Here is a 17,193-nt window from a genome sequence, read left to right as displayed (position 1 = left end):
GTGGGCATGAGCCAGACCGAACTCGAGCGCGTCGTGACCGACTCCGGGATCGAGATCGAGCCGGTGTACCGGGACAGCGGCCGCGCGGCCGAGCCTGACCCTGGGCAGTATCCCTACACCCGCGGTATTCACCCCACCATGTACCGGGGCAAGAAGTGGACCATTCGCCAGTACGCCGGCTACGCCTCGGCCGAGGAGACGAACCGCCGGTTCAAGCTGTTGCTCGAGCGCGGCCAGATGGGGCTCAGCGTCGCCTTCGACCTCCCCACCCAGCTCGGGTACGACTCCGACCACGCGCTGGCCCGGCCGGAGGTCGGCCGGGTCGGTGTTGCGATCAGCACGCTCGACGACATGCGCCGCCTGTTCGATGGCATCCAGCTCGCCAGGGTGACGACCTCGATGACCATCAACGCACCGGCAGCGCTGCTCCTCTTGATGTACCAGATCGTGGCCGAAGAGCAGGGCGCTGACCCGCGAGAACTCCGGGGTACGATTCAGAACGACATCCTGAAGGAATACGCGGCTCGGGGGACGTACATCTTCCCTCCAGCCCCCTCCATGCGCCTGGTGACCGATACCTTCGCATACTGTCGCGTTCACCTGCCGAACTGGAACACTATCAGCATCAGCGGCTACCACATGCGGGAGGCCGGCGCGACCGCCGTGCAGGAGGTCGCGTTCACGCTCGCCAACGCCATCGCCTACGTGCGCGCGGCGATCGAGGCCGGCTTGCAGATCGACGAGTTCGCCCCACGGCTGAGCTTCTTCTTCGGCGCGCACAGCAACTTCTTCGAGGAGATCGCGAAGTTTCGCGCTGCCCGGCGCATGTGGGCCAGAATCATGCGCGAGCGGTTCGGCGCGCAGAACCCGCGCTCGATGATGCTGCGCTTCCACACTCAGACCTGCGGCTGCACGCTGACTGCCCAGCAGCCGCTCAACAACGTCGTGCGGGTGGCTTACCAGGCGCTGAGCGCGGTGCTCGGGGGCACCCAGAGCCTGCATACCAACGCCTACGATGAAGCGCTGGGCCTGCCGACCGAGGAGTCAGCGACGCTGGCGCTCCGCACGCAGCAGATCCTGGCTGAGGAGACCGGCGTGGCAGACACCGCCGACCCGCTCGGCGGCTCCTACTTCGTCGAGGAGTTGACCGACCAGATCGAAGCGCGCGCCTGGGAGATCATCGACGAGATCGAGGCACTCGGCGGAGCAGTCGCCGCGATCGAGCAAGGCTGGATCCAGGAGCGGATCGCTGAGAGCGCCTACGCCTGGGAGCTGCGCGTGACCTCGGGCGAGCGGACAGTGGTCGGCGTGAACACGTACCAGGATGAGCATGAGGTCGAGGTACCGGTTCACCGCCTTGACGAGACGGCGGTGGAGCGACAGGTCGCGCGGGTACGCGAGTACCGCGCGAGACAGGATCCAACGAGGGTGGCCGCGGCGCTGGATGCGATCGAGCGAGCTGCCCGCGGTGCCGAGAACATGCTGCCGGTGATGAAGGATGCCTTGCTGGCGGGCGCGACCCTGGGACAGATCTGCGGGCGGCTCCGGCAGGTCTGGGGCGAGTACCGGCCCGGATTCTGAGCGCGGGTGTCGAGGCGTCCACGGCATCCCGGGCTCGTCCCGGCCTGAACTTCGCGGTGGTGGAGCTGGAGCTGACCATGCATAGACAGCGTCGTCCCTGCCGGACAGTTGCCAGTGTCGCCCGCGACCGTGATCGGCGCGTTCACTCCGAGCGCCTCGTTCTCTCCTGCACGACCGGGCACCGATCTCCGGCCGCTGTGAGCCCGGCGCTACACGACGGCACCCAGAGCATCCGTGAATTGGGGCCGCTTACCGGCTGGAGCCTGCGCGAGCGGAGAGCGCTGGAGGCTGGCCGCTTTCGCCGCTGACCACACCCCTCTGGCAAGCCCGCCATCATGCAGCCGCTCGCGCACGCACAGCGCCGGCTCTCGGGAAGAGCTGCTGGGACGTGGGCTTCCTACCCTTGCCTCGTGGCGCCGCAAGCAACCCGAACTCAGCCCGACGCCACGAGGTAGAGTCCGTCACCGACCTACTCCGGCAAGGGGAAGTCGACCCGGAGCCGGCGCACAGGCTGCGGTGCCCCACCAGGCCGCAGTCGCAGCACAACGACCGACATGTCGTCTTGCGGGCAACCACGGTCAGCTTCCAGCGCCGCGTGTAGCACCGCCTCCGCTGTGCTCTCAGCGTCCGGCGCCCGCGCCAGCGCCCCCTCGACCGCCGTCAGGAGATCGAAGCGCCGGCTCCAGCGCTCGCCGGCCGCCACCACGCCGTCGGTCACCAGCACCACAGCCAAACCCGGCTCGATCCCCACCTCCAAAACCCATGGCCGGGTGTGCCGGTAGATGCCGATGCGGCCGCCGGACTCGACGACGAGCCGCGGCTCGCCGTTCCGGCGCAGAACCATCGGCACCTCGCTGTTGCGGGTAATCACGAGGGTCGAGCTGGCCAGATCCACCGACAGAATGTCGAGCGCGGCCGACACCCTTCCGCCCCGCATCGCGAACAGAAAGTCGTGCGCGGCCCGCGCCGCCGCGCCGTCGCGCACCCCCTCGTTGAGCAAGGACACCACCCGCCCGGCAACCTGAACGCTCAGCAGCTTGGCCGCCGCCCCGTGCCCCTGCCCATCGACCAGCACAACCGAGATGCCTCCACCGGGCCGCTCGATGACCTCTGCCGTGTCTCCGCTCTCGCGACTGCCGAAGCGATGGGTCTTCTGGATCGCCAGCTCGATCGTCACCGCCACCGGGACAGCTCCCCCTACTGTTCACCCCGCCCGAGAACTCCGCGCGCGCCGTAGTTCCGCCGGTAGTAGTCGGCGAACTCGCCGGACTTCAACGGGGTCCACCACTCCCGGTGAGCCTCGTACCAGCGCACGGTCTCGGCCAGACCCTCATCGAACGGGATCTCGGGAGTCCAACCGAGCGCCTCGATCTTCGAGGCATCGACCGCATACCGCCGGTCGTGGCCCGGCCGGTCGGCGACGTGCTGGATCAGGTCATCCGACAGTCCCAAGAGGCGCACGATGGTGCGGGCAACCTCGAGGTTCGGCCGGTGGTTGCCGGCGCCGACGTTGTAGACCTGTCCCGGCTCGCCTCTGGTGAGCACGAGGGCGATCGCGCGGCAGTGATCGCGGACGTGGAGCCAGTCACGCTCCTGGCGACCGTCTCCATAGATCGGGATGGGACGGCCCTCGAGCAGGTTGGTGACCGAGAGCGGGATGAACTTCTCAGGGTGCTGGTAGGGTCCATAGGTATTGGCTCCGCGGGTCACCATCACTGGGAGGCCATAGGATGCGTAGTAGGCCAGGGCAAAGAGGTCGCCGCTGGCCTTGCTGGCGGAGTAGGGATTACGCGGCCGGAGCGGATCAGATTCGCGCGATCTGCCGGTCAACACCTCACCGTAGACCTCGTCGGTGCTCACCTGGACGAAGCGCTCGACGCCGCAGCGCACGGCTGTCTCCAGCAACACGTAGGTGCCCTGGACATTCGTCTGGATGAACGCCGCCGGCTCCAGCAGCGAACGGTCGACGTGCGTCTCGGCGGCGAAGTTGACCACGGCGTCGCAGTTCTCCATGGCTGCGGCGACGGCCGCCGGATCAGCGATATCGCCCTGGATGAAGCGAAACCCCGGCCGCCCGGCCAGGTCAGCCAGGTTAGCGAGGTTCCCGGCATACGTCAGCTTGTCGAGCACGACGATCTCGGGTGCTCCCTGCTCGAGCAGGTAGCGAGCGAAGTTGCTGCCGATAAAGCCAGCGCCACCAGTGACGAGGATGCGCCGGAAGCGAGCGATCTCCATCACACCTCCACGGCCGCGCGTGCGGCTCGACGCCTGAGCGTAGCAGAGCGGCGCCACGCCTCGCAATGGCGGTACGAAGGAGCTAGGTCTCCGGTACCAGCGAGCGATTCCGGCACTAGGAACTCCAGGCGCGCTTGGGTAGTACCAGAGTCTTGACAAATCGGTTCGTAAGTACTAGTATAAACATGACCTGAGTACCGGCGGTCCTGGATCTCTGGTACTAGCACGGTCGGCGCGTCGAGTCGCGGGCGCGCAGTTCGTAGAGGGTGTTTTGTATTGGGAAGGGGGATCACCTCTATGAAGTGGAAGGGCTGGAAGTGGCAGTAGGCAGGGGCTGAGCCGCTAGGATCGGTCACTGTCCAGAAGCTGTCAGAATTCTCAGTTTCCGTTCCAGACTAGCGAACGAAGTGCGCAGGCCGCTGTCTTCAAATCAGCGGCCTGTCGCGCTCCAAGGGTAGTACTTTTGTGTGATTTGCCGCATACGATCGCCGCGAGAGGTGTGTCGTGTAGTAAACTGAGCGCGGCATACGACTCCGGGTGTCTGCACCCCGATGCCAGGGGGAACTCGTGGAACATCCACATCGCCTGTACGCCATAGTTGGCCTCTTCGCGGTCCTCAGCCTGGGCATCATAGGGTTAGTCGGCCCCACACTCTGGGCACCGCCCATAACATGGCAGCTTGTCGTCGCCGCAGCTATCCTGATTGCAGGAATCGCTGTCTCCGATTTATCTGCGATCGACTTGCCTGTCTCGCGTTTGCGCATTACCGTCTCGGTGTCATCGGCGTTGTGCTTCGCGGCCGCTTTGACCTTCGGGCCGTTGCCGGGAACGGTAATTGCGGTAGCTGGCTCTCTTGTCGAGGATGTCATCGATCGGCGCGAGCCGATCAAACTCATTGTCAATTCCATCAACTGCGCGCTATCGACTTTTCTCGCCGGGTGGGTCTACGTAAGCTTCGCTGATCTCAAGTTGACACCGATCACGACACTGCAAAACTTCGCAGCGGCACTCCTGGCCGCTGGGGCTTTCAGTTTCGCACAGTCAATCTTCCTGTCAGTAATTCTCTCTCAAGCCGGGGGAACGAGCCCGTGGCACCTCTGGAGAGCGGCCGCCCGTGGACTCCTAGTCGAATTCCTGGCGCTCCCAGCGCTCGGCACCCTATATCCTGTCTTGGCGCGCGAGAATCCGCTCGCCCTGGTGCTCATGATCATCCCGCTGCTCGGCCCCTACTTCGCGTTCCGGAACTACCGCCAGCTCCACCATGAGACGCAGGCCACCTTCGAGCTGCTCGCCGACCTGCTCGACCGGCGCGATCCCTACACCTCCGAGCACTCGCAGCGCGTCGCTCATCTCGCCGAGATGATCCTGAAGCAGTTCCCGGACCTCCCATACGAGGAGTTCGAAGCCATCCTCTCCGCCGCGCGCATCCACGACCTGGGCAAGATCGCGACCACCGACTACGTCCTCTCCAAGCCCGGACGCCTCACCGACGAGGAGTTCGCCATCATCAAGCGCCACCCGGTCGAGGGCAGCGAGATCCTCCGCCGGCTCACGCCCTACCGCCAGATCGTCCGCATCGTGCGGCATCACCACGAGCGCTGGGACGGCAAGGGCTACCCGGACGGTCTTGCTGGCGAGCAGATCCCCTTCGGCTCGCGCGTCATCGCGGTCGCCGACACCTACGACGCCATGACGAGCAACCGCGCCTACCGGCCGGCTATGACGCATGAGCAGGCGATGGCCGAGATCCGCCGCTGCGCGGGCACCCAGTTCGACCCCGCCGTCGTGGCGGCCTTCGAGCGCGCAATCGCTGCTGAGGTGCCAGAGCGGCAGGCCGTGCCCCAGGTGCTCGACGTGGCCCCGTCCGAGTAGCCCCGAGATAGACCGCGAACCGTTCAGTTCGAATCCCCGTATCGACGGTAACTGATTCGCCGTGCCTACCGGCAGACAGCCTGAGGACCGTTCCGGCGGCCAGCTACGCCAGATAGTACCTCGACCGAATTGAAGCGGCCGAGGCTCACGGCTAGGCTTCCTTATGAGAGCCTCGAGGGATGCATGGGCAGCGCCGGCACCTAGACACGCCAGCGCCCGCCGTGACCCTCACCGCGCTGCTCGACGCTCAGGGGTGATGACGGGCCAGCGGCATGAATAGAAGCGGCCCGAACCGTTTCGCGGTCCGGGCCGGAAGGGGCATCACCTCTCGTCATCCGGTGGAGCTGAGGGGACTCGAACCCCTGACCCCAACGCTGCCAGCGTTGTGCTCTCCCAGCTGAGCTACAGCCCCAGGCAAACTCGGCGCACGAGTACCGAGCGCACGTGTAAATCTAGCATAACGAGCGAGTCAGCGTCAAACACTGCTCGATCCCGCTCGCCGCCATAGCCGGCTCGGGGATCGCGCGGTGGGCAGCCACCCATAGGACACCTCTCTCCTGCCACGCGCGGGAGACGCGCCCGGCCACGGCATTGAGGCTTTCTTAGCGCCCCCGCGAGCCTCGCAAGTGGTAGGGGCGACCGGCCGGTCGCCCCTCACACATCAGCCAAGGCCGAGAGCCGGATGGCAATATTCGTTTCCACCGCGCCTCGGCTCGCGCTCACCCCGCCTTGGAGTCACCATGTTTCAGGCTCGACCACGCCTCGCCGGCTCGTCGGGCGAGGGGCGAGGAGCTGCGTGGTAGTTGATTCCCGGCACTCGACCGAGTACGAGCCTCGTTCCAGCGAGGCGCCAGGGTAACGGACACCGCTGTGCCCTACGGGTAAATGCCTCGCAGCCGGGTGATCTCGGCCACGCGCTGGATGGCGAGTGCTAGCGCCGCCGTGCGCATATGCACGTGGTACTGCTCAGCCACACCACGGATGGCGTGGAAGCTCCGCGTCATGATCTCCTTGAGCCGGCTGTTGACCTCCGCTTCCGACCAGTAGAAGTGCTGCAGGCTCTGCACCCACTCGAAGTACGACACGGTCACCCCACCGGCATTGGCGTAGATGTCGGGCAGCACGATGATGCCGCGGTCGAACAGGATGCGGTCGGCCTCGGGCGTCGTGGGGCCGTTGGCCGCCTCGGCGATGAGCCTGGCCTTGATGCGCGGCGCGTTCTCCTGCGTGATCTGCCGCTCGATCGCTGCCGGGATAAGGATGTCGCACGGCAGCTCGAAGAGTTCACGGTTAGTGATGGCCTCCCCTTCGGTGAAGCCGGCCACCGTCCCGGTGGCCCGTGCGTGCTCGAGCAGGGCGCGGATATCGAGCCCCTTCGGGTTCCAGACGCCGCCATTGACGTCGGTCACCGCCACCACCCGCACTCCGTGCTCGTGCAGCAGCCGTGCCGCGACCGAGCCAACATTGCCGAATCCTTGAATTGCGACCGTCGCCTTCCCAAGATCAAGGCCGTACACCCGCGATGCCTCCTCTATCGCGAAGACGACGCCGCGGCCGGTCGCCTCCAGCCGGCCCGCCGAGCCGCCGAGCTGCAGCGGCTTACCAGTCACGACCGCTGGGACCGCAACCCCGCCGCGGTGCATGCTGTAGGTGTCGAGGATCCACGCCATCACCTGCGGGTTGGTATTGACGTCGGGCGCGGGGATATCGGTGTGCGGGCCGATCACAAGCGAGATCTCGGTCGCGTAGCGCCGGGTCAGGTTCTGCAGCTCGTTCTGGGAGAGCTGCTTCGGGTCAACCTGGACGCCGCCCTTCGCGCCGCCGTACGGCAGCCCCATGACGGCGCACTTCCAAGTCATCCACATCGCCAGCGCCTTCACCTCGTCCAGCGTGACGTCGGGGTGATAGCGGATCCCGCCCTTGGACGGCCCCGCGGCGAGATTGTGCTGGACGCGAAAGCCGGTGAAGACTTGGACCGAGCCGTCGTCCATCTCTACCGGGAAGTGGACGATCAGCTCGCGCTTGCAGGTACTGAGGATCCGTCGCAGGTCGTCGTCGAGGCCGATCACGTCGGCCGCGATATTGAACTGCTCGACCGCGACGTCGAAGAGACTTTGCTGTGGTTTCTCCCGCACGACAGGACTGGTAATCACCATGGCCACGCCTCTTCTGCACTCACGATCAAGTTCCGTCCGGCAGAGACGCTCCGCCCTGCAGGTCAGGGCACCGCATCGTGCCTAACCCGGGCGAGCCTCGTTGCCCACCGTTTCGCTCGTCAAGCAGAGCAGAAACGAACGCCGGTGGATTCACTCCACCGGCGCACCGAGAGTCTCTTCGAGCAGCTTCCTGGCTACGGCAGGGTTGGCCCTGCCGCGCAGGTCCTTCATGACCTGACCGAGCAGGAAACCGATCGCCGCGCCTTTACCGCGCCGGTAATCGGCCACCGCCTTCGGGTTCTGCTCGATCACTCGTTGCACCACTGCACGGAGCTGAGCTTCATCGCTCACCTGCGCCAGCCCGCGCTCGGCCACGATGGCGTCAGGATCCTGGCCAGTCTCGCTCACTGCCACCAGGACTTCCTTCGCCGTCAGGGCATTGATGGTTCCGCGCCGAACCAGCTCGATAAGCTGGCGCAGTTGCCCCGGCCTCACTCCCACTCCGTCGATGTCGACGACGCGCTCTCGCATCAGCGCGAAGAGCTCGCCGGTGATCCAATTCGCCGCCTGGCGGGCAATCTCACGATCACCCTGCACGCATGCCTCGAAATAGTCGGCCACGGCCCGCTCCTCGGTGAGCAGGCCGGCCTCTGCCGCCCCGAGAGCGTAGTCGCGCACGAAGCGTTCGAAGCGGGTAAGCGGCAGCTCCGGCATCCGCGCCCTGATCTCGACCAGATCAGTCTCGGTCAGGAAGATCGGCGGTAGATCGGGCTCCGGGAAGTACCGGTAGTCCTCGGCGTATTCCTTGGTTCGCTGCGAGACCGTGATCTCCTGATCTTCGAGCCAGCCTCGGGTCTCCTGCACGAGTGGCTCGCCACGCCGCAGAGCCGAGCGCTGGCGCTCCACCTCGTATGCCAGCGCCCGCTCGACCGAGCGGAAACTGTTCATGTTCTTGATCTCGACCTTAGGCCCGACAACGGACCCGTCCAGGCTGCGCTGCGAGATGTTGGCGTCGCAGCGGAAGGCGCCTTCCTCCATGTTCGCGGTGGAGACGCCCAGGTAGCGGAGCACCTGGCGTAGCGCCATCAGAAAAGCGCGGGCCTCCTCCGGCGAGCGTAGATCTGGCTCGGTCACGATCTCGATCAGCGGCACTCCCGAGCGATTGACATCGACCAGGCTGTAGCCCGTACCGTTCCAGGTCCGGTGCACCAGCCGAGCCGTGTCCTCTTCCAGATGCACCCGCCGGATGCCGACGCGCTTCCGCTGGCCATCGTGCTGGAACTCGAGATAACCCTCGACGCACAGCGGCAAGTCGTACTGCGAGATCTGATACCCCTTCATCAGGTCGGGGTACATGTAGTTCTTGCGGTCGAATTTGCTGTACGGAGGTATCCGGCAGTTGAGCGCCAGCCCAGTCATCACCGTCGAGACGACAGCCTGCCGGTTGATGACTGGGAGCGAGCCGGGTAGCCCCAGGCAGACCGGGCAGACGTGCGTGTTCGGCTCGGCGCCCGCATACTCGGCCGAGCAGCCACAGAACATCTTCGACCGGGTGAGAAGTTGGGCATGCACTTCCAGCCCGATGACGGTCTCGAACTCCACGCGTCTCACCCCCGAGACTGCTCGCGCCTGGTACTCGACACACGGCGCTTCCGGCGCCAGTATAGCATGCATGCTGCTGCGGCCGGCTATTCTCCCTTGGTCGATCGGAGAGACGAGGACGACGAGCGCGAACCGCCGTCCACCGGCTGGTACCACTTGCCCTTGCACCGCTTATGTCAAACGGGTATACTATGATCGCTGGGATGGGCAGCCTCCACTGCCATCCCGGAACCCAATCCCTTCCCTTCCCTTGGCGCGGAGCACTACGTCCCCCGGTGCTCCGCGTTTTTTGTGCCGCAGAGCGGGCTGTGCGGCGAGGTCTCCGATGGCGATCCTCCCAGGGCTTCGCTAGCCGCCCCTTTGACCCCCGTAGGGGCGACCTGACGGTCGTCCTCCACAACAATCAGTCATGCTCTATCGGGTCTCCCCCTGCCCCCGGGTGGCAACCGGTTTGTGAAGGGCATCGCAATCCGGGTCCCGATCTGGTATCTTACTCCCGGCGATTTGACGGCGACCTGGCACCTGGCGGAAGGAGTGCGAAGAGCAGTGGCAGACGGACAGAATGTGCAGGCCCTGGTTGCGGAGCGGGTCGAACGGGCTGAGCGCGCCGGGATACTCGACCACGAGTACCGCTACGGTTTCGGCTTTCTCACCTTCGTTGCGCTGGTCGGCGCGGGCGTGCTGACACTCATCGTCGGCATGATCCTCGGCATCATCTTTCTGTAGGCTGCCGGGTCGTCTCGAAGCTTGCGCGCAGGCTGACCACGCCCGAGTCCGACACCTGGCACCTGACCATGAGACGGCGAACCGGCCGGAGCTTTGAGCGGCTCCGGCCGGTCCCTTTACCTGAGAGACTCTACTGGGCGGTCGTGCCCTGTTGCTTCAACAGAGCGGCCACCTTGAGCGGCAACCCGAAGAGGTTGATGAACCCCTGTGCATCCGCATGGTCGTAGATCGGGTCGCTGCTGAAGGTCGCAAACGCCTCGTGGTAGAGCGAGTACGGGGACTTCCGTCCGGTGACGATGCAATTCCCCTTGTAGAGTTTCAGCCGGACCTCTCCGGTCACTGGCTTCTGCGTCACGTCCACGAACGCGTCCAGCGCCTCGCGGAGCGGTGTGAACCACAGCCCGTAGTAGACCAGCTCGGCATATTTCTGGGCCACCAGATCCTTGTAGTGGAGCGTTTCCCGGTCGAGGACGAGCGACTCCAGTTCCTTGTGCGCCGTTGCGAGGATGGTAGCCCCTGGCTGCTCGTAGACACCCCGGCTCTTCATCCCGACCAGACGGTTCTCGACCAGGTCGATGCGGCCAATACCGTGCTGTCCACCGATCTCGTTCAGTGTCGTCACCAGGGTGACCGGTCCCATCGCCTGGCCATCGATACTGACCGGATAGCCCTCCTCGAAGCCGATGACCAGCTCCTGCGGCGTGTCTGGCGCTGCCTCTGGGCTGACCGTGAGCTGGAACATCGCCTCGTTCGGTTCCTGCCAGGGATCTTCGAGTTCGCCGCCCTCGTGGCTGAGATGCCAGAGATTCTGGTCCCGGCTGTAGATGTTCTGCTTCGACTGGCTTACCGGGATCCCGTGGGCATTGGCATACTCGAGCAGATCCTCGCGCCCGCCCAGATCCCACTGCCGCCACGGAGCGATCACCTTCAGCTCGGGCGCGAGCGCCTTGTAGGTCAGCTCGAAGCGCACCTGGTCATTCCCCTTGCCGGTGCAGCCGTGGGCGACGGCGTCGGCACCCTCCAGCTTGGCGACTTCGACCTGGTGCGCAGCGATCAGCGGCCGGGCGAAGCTCGTGCCGAGCAGGTATTTGCGCTCGTAGACTGCGCCCGCCCGCAAGGTCGGGAACGCGTACTTGGTGAGAAACTCCTCTTTCAGATCCTTGACATAGACTTTGGAGGCGCCGGTGGCCAGCGCCTTGGCCTCGATGGCAGCGAAGTCGTCACCTTGGCCGATATCGGCGGTGAAAGCGATGACCTCACAGCCGTAGGTCTGCTTGATCCACTTGAGGATAACCGAGGTGTCCAGACCGCCGGAGTAGGCGAGGACAACTTTCTTGATCGGGGTCTTCTCCGCCATGTGCCATGCTCCTTTCATCGCAGCTCCAGCGTGGTACCTGGAGCGAGACCGAATGTCTCCATCACACCCAGGTGCAGCGAACGAGCAGCCAACCTGGCTGCCGTCACCTGTACCTGGCGCGTCCGGGCATTCGATAGAGCATGGCCGCGTGCATCCTCCTGGGGCGGCAAGCCGCGCCGCCGCATAGCTGGTAGCCTATCAGGCTGGAGCGGCGGCGTCAAGCAGCGCGCCGCCACGCCCGAGGTTTCGAGCCGGCTCAGCGCTGGGGTATCATCCTCTTCCGGGCCATCGCGCTCGGGAAGCAAGAAGGGCTAGGGAAGGGATCGAGGGTGAGCGCACGACGACAGTCCTGGTGGATACCGCTGTTCGTGCTGGCACTCACGCTCACGTCGCTGCCGGCTTCGACCGCCTCCGCCGCCACGGTCGAGCCGGGACGGCTGCTGGCCTACATCGATCGCGATCGCACGCTCTGGATCGGCGACGATCAGGGCAACTGGCGGCAACAGCTTACCAATGGCGTTGCGGTTACCGGCGCGGTCTGGTCGGGAGACGGCGATCGGCTAGCTTACACCTTCCTGCGCGACGGGCGCAGTGTCGTCGGTCTCGCCCGCTTCCTCCCCGAGCCAGTAACCCGCGAACTGGGGCCGGGCATCCATCCCGCCTGGTCGTGGGATGGGCGCTGGCTGGCGTATGTGAATGAGGGCACCGTCCAGGTCGTCAACCGCGACGGCGAGCCAGCCGGCCAATACCAGGTGGGCGCAACGAGCCTGGTCTGGTCTCCGGATGGGCGTTATCTCGGCTTCACTCGCCCCACTGGCGTGCCGGACTACACCGATTGCCCGGTACTCGAGCTCGGTTGGGTGGACCTGGCGAGCGGGCAGACCAGGATCGCGGCCCGCTCCTTCGGGGCCTTCACCTGGGCTGGAGACAGCCTGCGGCTGCTGTATGCCTCGGCTGCCGACGCGACCGTGTGGAGCTACAACGTGCAGAGCGGTACGGCGCGGCGGATCGCCAACCGCTTCCCGAACCCGTGCAGCGGACCGTTCCAAATCACTCCTGACGGGCAGCGACTGCTGTTTCTGGATTTCCGCAACGGTGGGGATGACCTCGTCGTACTCGACCTCAACAATCTGCAGGAGCGCGTGTTCGCCGACTTGCCGATCGGCTACCCCTCGAAAGCGTTGCCGGAAAGCTACGTCTGGGTCGACCCGCTGGGTCGATTTGCCTACGTCGCCCGGAGCTACCCGACGATGGTCACGCGGTTGGATCTCAGCAGCGGCGAGCGAACCGTGCTGGTACCTGATGACTACCGGATGCTCCTGGCCGTCTCGCCTGACGGGAGCCGTCTAGCGTTCCTCGATACGCCGCACGGGAAGCCGCCGGAAGTCATCGTCCGCGACCTGCGGGCTGGCCAGACGGGCAGCCTCCAGCGGGCCGGTTGGGCTGCCTGGCAACCCTCGGCGATTAGTCCAGTGGTAATGCGCTCCTGGAGAGCGGTGTGGGACCGCGAGGACCGGCCAGTTGCTGCCGGCGCCGTGGCGCGAACCTGGATCTGGGGCCCGGAGCCTTTCCTGACGCTGGAAGAGCGGTATGCCGACGCCGCTGGCGGCCGGAGAGCCGTCCAGTACTGGGACAAGAGCCGGATGGAGGTGAACCAGCCGTCGGGTGACCGCTCGAGCCGCTGGTTCGTGACCAACGGCCTTCTGGTGCGCGAGCTGATCACCGGCCAGCTTCAAGTCGGCGACAGCCAGTTCGTCGACCACGAGCCGGCGAATATCCCGGTCGCGGGTGACCTGGATGACCGCACCGGGCCGACATACGCGACGCTCCGCTCCCTGCTGGCCGCCCCAGCGGCGCAGGTCGGCCGGGAGATTCGTGCCCGAGTGCACCGCGACGGCACCATCGTGGAGGATGGCCCCGGCGGTGTCTTCGCCGCTTACTACGTGCCGGAGACGAACCACACGATCGCCGATGTCTTCTGGCAATACCTCCAGGAGGAGAGCATCGTCTGGGATGGGGCCGACTTCGTTCCCGGCCGCCTGTTCGAGCCCACGTTCTTCGCCACCGGTTTCCCGATTACCGAGGCCTACTGGGCCCGCGTGAAGGTCGGTGGCCAGGAGAAAGACGTGCTCATCCAGTGCTTCGAGCGCCGCTGCCTGACCTATACTCCGGACAACCCACAAGGCTGGAAAGTGGAGATGGGCAATGTTGGCCGTCACTACGTCCTCTGGCGCTATGGAGGATGAGCAGGTCAGAAGCGATCGCCAGCTCGCAGTAGCCGAGACGCCAGCCGGCACCGGTTGGGTCTGGGTGGTCGTGGTCAACTACAACACCGCCGATCTGCTCGACCGCTGCCTGCGTCACCTGCTGGCGAGCGCCATCGACCGCCCGCTCGGGATCTACGTCGTCGATAACGGCTCGACCGACGGCAGCCTCGAGCTGCTGCGGGAGCGTTACCCCCAGGCCCGCGCGATCGAGGCCGGGCGCAATCTCGGCTTTGCTCGCGCAAATAACCTGGCTCTGCGCGAGATCCTCACCCAGGCGGCGAAGGAGAGCCGCCTTGACAAGGATTACGTGCTGTTGCTCAACAGCGACTGCTTCGTCGATCCTGACGCGGTCCGGCTGCTCGCCCGCTTCCTGGACTCGCATCCCGAGGCCGGGATCGCCGGCCCCAAGGTATTGCTGCCGGACGGGAGGCTCGACCTCGCGTGCCGTCGCTCATTCCCTACGCCGTCGAGCGCGCTCTGGAAGCTGAGCGGACTGGCACGCTGGTTCCCGAAGCACACCCGTCTGGCCCAGTACAACCTCACCTACTGCGATCCTGACGAGACGCTGGCGGTCGATGCCGTTACCGGAGCATGCATGCTGGTGCGGCTCGCGGCGGTGGCCCAGGCAGGCCTGCTCGATGAGGACTACTTCATGTACGGAGAAGACCTCGACTGGGCCTACCGGATCAAGGCGTGTGGCTGGCAGGTGTACTACTACCCCGAGGCGCGAGCGACGCACATCAAGGGCGGCTCGGGTGGCCGTCGCAAACCCCGTATCATCGTCGAGTTCTACCGGGCGATGTACCTCTTCTACCGCAAGCACTATGCTAGGCACTCGCCGTTGCCGTTGAACCTGCTCGTCTACGCTGGAATCGCCCTGCGCTGCGGCCTGGCCCTGGTCACCTCGACGCTGCGCCGTCTCAGCGCTGTGCGGTAGTGAGGCCGGCTGATCTGCCCTCACCCCCGTCCCCTCTCCCGCCTTGCGGGAGAGGGGTGCCAGTAGGAGCTGTAGGGGCGACCGGCCGGTCGCCCCTACTTCAGCGCCGGGCGCGACCAGCGTGCCAGCCCGAAACGTGGGAAAACAGTTCAACCCTCAGCGATCCGCCTCTTGCGCTAGCCACAGCCGTCTGCTACGGTTCCTGGATGCCGCGCACCGCTGCGCGGCGCCTGGAGGCAGTCTGGATGGCGAGACACCGGCTGGCCGCGCCTGATCCGAGAGCGCGGGCAAGCGCTCGGCTCGGGGAAGGCGGACTCTTCGCCGCGCTCATCCTCTATCGGGATTACCGCCTCCTCTGGGTCAGCAGCGTGCTGACCCAGATCGCCCAGTGGATGCTCCAGGTCTCGCTCGGCTGGCTGATGCTGGAGTTGACCAACTCCCCCTTCTGGGTCGGCCTCAATGGCTTCGCCAGCGGCCTCCCGTTCCTTATCGTGTCCATTCCGGCCGGCGCGCTGATCGACCGGCTGGATCGCCGCAACCTGCTGGTGGCCTGCCAGGCGAGCGCGCTCGGGATCGGGCTCGCGCTGGCGATCCTGACGACGCTCGGCCTGGCCCGCCCGTGGCATCTGCTCGTAGGGGCTTTCCTCAACGGCGCGGCGCTCGCGGTCAATAACGCGACGCGCCAGACGCTGGTGCCCACCTTCGTGCCGCGCGAGGGGCTCCAGAACGCGATCGCCCTGCTTTCGGCAGGGATGAACGTCACCCGCATCGTCGGGCCCTCGCTTGCTGGGCCGCTGATCGCCGCCATCGGCTCCGGCGGCGCGCTCTTCGCGCAGGTCGGCTGCCTGGCGATCGCGCTGGTGAACACCTTGCAGCTCCCGTCGAGGCAGGACACCACGCGGGTGAGGTTGCCCTTTCTGCGCAACCTGGCGGAGGGTATCGACTATGTACGTCGCAGCAGCGTGCTGGTCGGCCTGATGCTGCTTGCCACCATTCCGACGATCCTGGTCTTTCCGTACATCCAGCTCTTGCCGGTCTACGCTCGCGACATCCTCGGAGTGGGGGCCAGCGGACTGGGCCTGCTCTATACCGCTGGCGGCCTCGGTGCCCTGACCGGATCGCTGTTCATCGCCGGCTTCCGGAGGATCGAGCACAAGGGACGCTTCATCCTGGTCACGACCTTCGTCTATGGGCTGATCATCATTGTCTTCGCCTACTCGACCTGGTTGCCTCTCTCGCTGGTCATGCTCGTCCTGGGTGGCGTGCTGGGGTCGTCCTACATGTCGATCAACAACACCCTCCTCCACCTCAACGTGACCGATGAGGTCCGCGGCCGGGTCATGGGCATCTACATGCTGACCTGGGGCTTCATGCCGCTCGGCGCGCTGCCGATGGGCTTCCTCGGCGAACAGATCGGTGTACCGCACGCGGTGGCCCTCGGCGCCGCGCTGTCCTCGCTGGCGATCCTGGCCCTGGCGGTACGTATCCCTGCCCTGCGGGCGCTCTGCTAAGACGTGCCCGAGGCAGTGCCGCTCTCTTCCGGCTCGCCCTCGCCTTGCGCTTCCGGCGTCGCTTCTGAGGCGCCTCCGAGCCGAAGTACCTCGCACAGGCGCGCGCGCAGCGCCGCCGGGTCGGCGAGCGGCAGCTCGCCGACGGTGCGCCAGGTGCCCGGCTCTCGCTCGTAGGTCAGCAGCTTGCCGTCAGCGCGCAGGAACGCGATCTGGTCGCCGTAGACGAGCTGGAAATACTCGTACGTCCAGCCCTCGAGCTTCGCGCCGGTCGCGAGGTAGAGCGGATGATACGCTCCGTCGACTTGCTGGTCGTCGATGAACAGCTCGCGCGCGGCGATCAGGCCGGGATAGTCGACGATCAGGTCTGTGACCACCCGGTGGACAGTCGGGTAAGCCTCAGCCCGGGTGTGGGCGCAACGGCTGTGGTCGCCCTGCCGCAGCCGGGGAGCAGGCACCGCGTAGAGGAGGCGACGGATCGCCTCGGCCGGCTCGGTGCGGCAGAGCGTGCCCAGCGGCAACCGCACGCTCTGCCCGACGGTGAATACTGGCGCGTCCTCCTCGCCGAGCCATAGCACGCCCCGGCTATCGGCAGGCTCGTCTGAATGGAGCGCGCAGCTCACGCGTCGCGTCACCAGGAAACGATCCCACCCGTGCTCCGGGTGATAGACCGGCAGCACGTCGATCGCCGCGGTCGGGAAGCGGCTGCCGACCACGGCGCTGGCCAGCACCCAGCCCAGCGCGTAGGCCAGCCGGTTGGGCATCGCCAACTCCGGCGTCTCGGGATCGTCGACCGGAATGCTCTGCGGCTCAAGGTCGCGGTATCGCTCGATAGCCCGCTGCATCTGCTCCACGAAGTGCGGCTCGACCACGACGCTCGCGCTCATGCTCCTCCCCCGTGCACTGACTCTAGGCCGCTACGCCCGTCCGTCCCAAACCGCCGAGCCGTCCG

13 protein-coding genes and 1 tRNA gene are annotated in these 17,193 nt (G+C 66.0%); 7 read left to right on the top strand and 7 right to left on the bottom strand.

The genetic code is table 11. From position 1 onward, the window contains the following. Positions 1-6: 6 nt before the first annotated feature. Together NET02_RS07165 and NET02_RS07160 are read left to right on the top strand one after the other, a co-directional pair. Complete coding sequence (locus tag NET02_RS07165; RefSeq protein WP_284056700.1) at positions 7-1,581, top strand: acyl-CoA mutase large subunit family protein; 1,575 nt, start codon at positions 7-9, stop codon at positions 1,579-1,581. Between the two features lie 77 nt (positions 1,582-1,658). Further along, positions 1,659-1,889, top strand: coding sequence for a hypothetical protein (locus tag NET02_RS07160; RefSeq protein ID WP_284056699.1), 231 nt, complete (start codon positions 1,659-1,661; stop codon positions 1,887-1,889). 161 nt (positions 1,890-2,050) lie between these two features. Here NET02_RS07160 and NET02_RS07155 read toward each other — a convergent pair whose 3' ends face one another. Together NET02_RS07155 and rfbB are read right to left on the bottom strand one after the other, a co-directional pair. Continuing rightward, positions 2,051-2,764 (bottom strand): PP2C family protein-serine/threonine phosphatase, encoded by a 714-nt coding sequence (locus tag NET02_RS07155; protein ID WP_284056698.1) that lies wholly within the window; start codon positions 2,762-2,764, stop codon positions 2,051-2,053. Between the two features lie 14 nt (positions 2,765-2,778). Next, positions 2,779-3,816, bottom strand: coding sequence for a dTDP-glucose 4,6-dehydratase (rfbB, locus tag NET02_RS07150; protein ID WP_284056697.1), 1,038 nt, complete (start codon positions 3,814-3,816; stop codon positions 2,779-2,781). Between the two features lie 567 nt (positions 3,817-4,383). On the opposite strand from rfbB, the gene NET02_RS07145 reads away from it, so the two are divergent. Next, positions 4,384-5,688 carry an HD-GYP domain-containing protein gene (locus tag NET02_RS07145; protein ID WP_284056696.1) on the top strand — a complete coding sequence of 435 codons (1,305 nt, stop codon included), beginning with the start codon at positions 4,384-4,386 and terminating at the stop codon, positions 5,686-5,688. A 339-nt stretch (positions 5,689-6,027) separates the two neighbouring features. Here NET02_RS07145 and NET02_RS07140 read toward each other — a convergent pair. From NET02_RS07140 to gatB, 3 genes are all read right to left on the bottom strand, one after another. Further along, positions 6,028-6,100, bottom strand: a tRNA-Ala gene (locus NET02_RS07140). Between the two features lie 463 nt (positions 6,101-6,563). Beyond that, positions 6,564-7,844, bottom strand: a complete 1,281-nt coding sequence (locus tag NET02_RS07135; protein ID WP_284056695.1) for a Glu/Leu/Phe/Val family dehydrogenase — start codon at positions 7,842-7,844, stop codon at positions 6,564-6,566. Positions 7,845-7,994: 150 nt separating this feature from the next. After that, positions 7,995-9,446 (bottom strand): Asp-tRNA(Asn)/Glu-tRNA(Gln) amidotransferase subunit GatB, encoded by a 1,452-nt coding sequence (gene gatB / locus NET02_RS07130; protein ID WP_284056694.1) that lies wholly within the window; start codon positions 9,444-9,446, stop codon positions 7,995-7,997. Between the two features lie 546 nt (positions 9,447-9,992). Between gatB and NET02_RS07125 the strand changes: the two genes are divergently transcribed. Next, positions 9,993-10,172, top strand: a complete 180-nt coding sequence (locus tag NET02_RS07125) for a hypothetical protein (RefSeq protein WP_284056693.1) — start codon at positions 9,993-9,995, stop codon at positions 10,170-10,172. 130 nt (positions 10,173-10,302) lie between these two features. On the opposite strand, the gene NET02_RS07120 is transcribed toward NET02_RS07125, so the two are convergent. Continuing rightward, positions 10,303-11,529: an argininosuccinate synthase gene (locus tag NET02_RS07120; protein WP_284056692.1), complete on the bottom strand. Its 1,227-nt coding sequence runs from the start codon at positions 11,527-11,529 to the stop codon at positions 10,303-10,305. 329 nt (positions 11,530-11,858) lie between these two features. Here NET02_RS07120 and NET02_RS07115 point away from each other — a divergent pair, with 329 nt between their 5' ends. The 3 genes from NET02_RS07115 (at position 11,859) to NET02_RS07105 (ending at position 16,244) form a co-directional block, all read left to right on the top strand. Further along, positions 11,859-13,775 (top strand): TolB family protein, encoded by a 1,917-nt coding sequence (locus NET02_RS07115; protein WP_284056691.1) that lies wholly within the window; start codon positions 11,859-11,861, stop codon positions 13,773-13,775. Beyond that, positions 13,735-14,733: a glycosyltransferase family 2 protein gene (locus NET02_RS07110; RefSeq protein ID WP_284056690.1), complete on the top strand. Its 999-nt coding sequence runs from the start codon at positions 13,735-13,737 to the stop codon at positions 14,731-14,733. The genes NET02_RS07115 and NET02_RS07110 overlap by 41 nt, the downstream gene beginning before the upstream one ends. Before the next feature lie 245 nt (positions 14,734-14,978). After that, on the top strand, positions 14,979-16,244 hold the full coding sequence (locus tag NET02_RS07105) for an MFS transporter (protein WP_284056689.1): 1,266 nt from the start codon (positions 14,979-14,981) through the stop codon (positions 16,242-16,244). Here NET02_RS07105 and NET02_RS07100 read toward each other — a convergent pair. Next, a complete protein-coding gene (locus NET02_RS07100; RefSeq protein WP_284056688.1) occupies positions 16,241-17,128 on the bottom strand; it encodes a hypothetical protein in 888 nt (295 codons plus the stop codon). The genes NET02_RS07105 and NET02_RS07100 overlap by 4 nt on opposite strands. Between the last annotated feature and the right edge of the window lie 65 nt (positions 17,129-17,193).

It is taken from the genome of Thermalbibacter longus (assembly GCF_023806485.1).
In the GTDB taxonomy this organism is placed as follows: domain Bacteria; phylum Chloroflexota; class Chloroflexia; order Thermomicrobiales; family Thermomicrobiaceae; genus Thermalbibacter; species Thermalbibacter longus.
This window is presented reverse-complemented; position numbering and strand designations above follow the sequence as displayed.

Bases quoted from the DNA above. Each gene is read 5' to 3' on its own strand.
- NET02_RS07165 (WP_284056700.1), top strand. From the start codon at position 7: ATGAGCCAGACCGAACTCGAGCGCGTCGTGACCGACTCCGGGATCGAG.
- NET02_RS07160 (WP_284056699.1), top strand. From the start codon at position 1,659: ATGCATAGACAGCGTCGTCCCTGCCGGACAGTTGCCAGTGTCGCCCGC.
- rfbB (WP_284056697.1), bottom strand. From the start codon at position 3,816: ATGGAGATCGCTCGCTTCCGGCGCATCCTCGTCACTGGTGGCGCTGGC.
- NET02_RS07135 (WP_284056695.1), bottom strand. From the start codon at position 7,844: ATGGTGATTACCAGTCCTGTCGTGCGGGAGAAACCACAGCAAAGTCTC.
- NET02_RS07120 (WP_284056692.1), bottom strand. From the start codon at position 11,529: ATGGCGGAGAAGACCCCGATCAAGAAAGTTGTCCTCGCCTACTCCGGC.
- NET02_RS07110 (WP_284056690.1), top strand. From the start codon at position 13,735: ATGTTGGCCGTCACTACGTCCTCTGGCGCTATGGAGGATGAGCAGGTC.
- NET02_RS07105 (WP_284056689.1), top strand. From the start codon at position 14,979: ATGGCGAGACACCGGCTGGCCGCGCCTGATCCGAGAGCGCGGGCAAGC.
- NET02_RS07100 (WP_284056688.1), bottom strand. From the start codon at position 17,128: ATGAGCGCGAGCGTCGTGGTCGAGCCGCACTTCGTGGAGCAGATGCAG.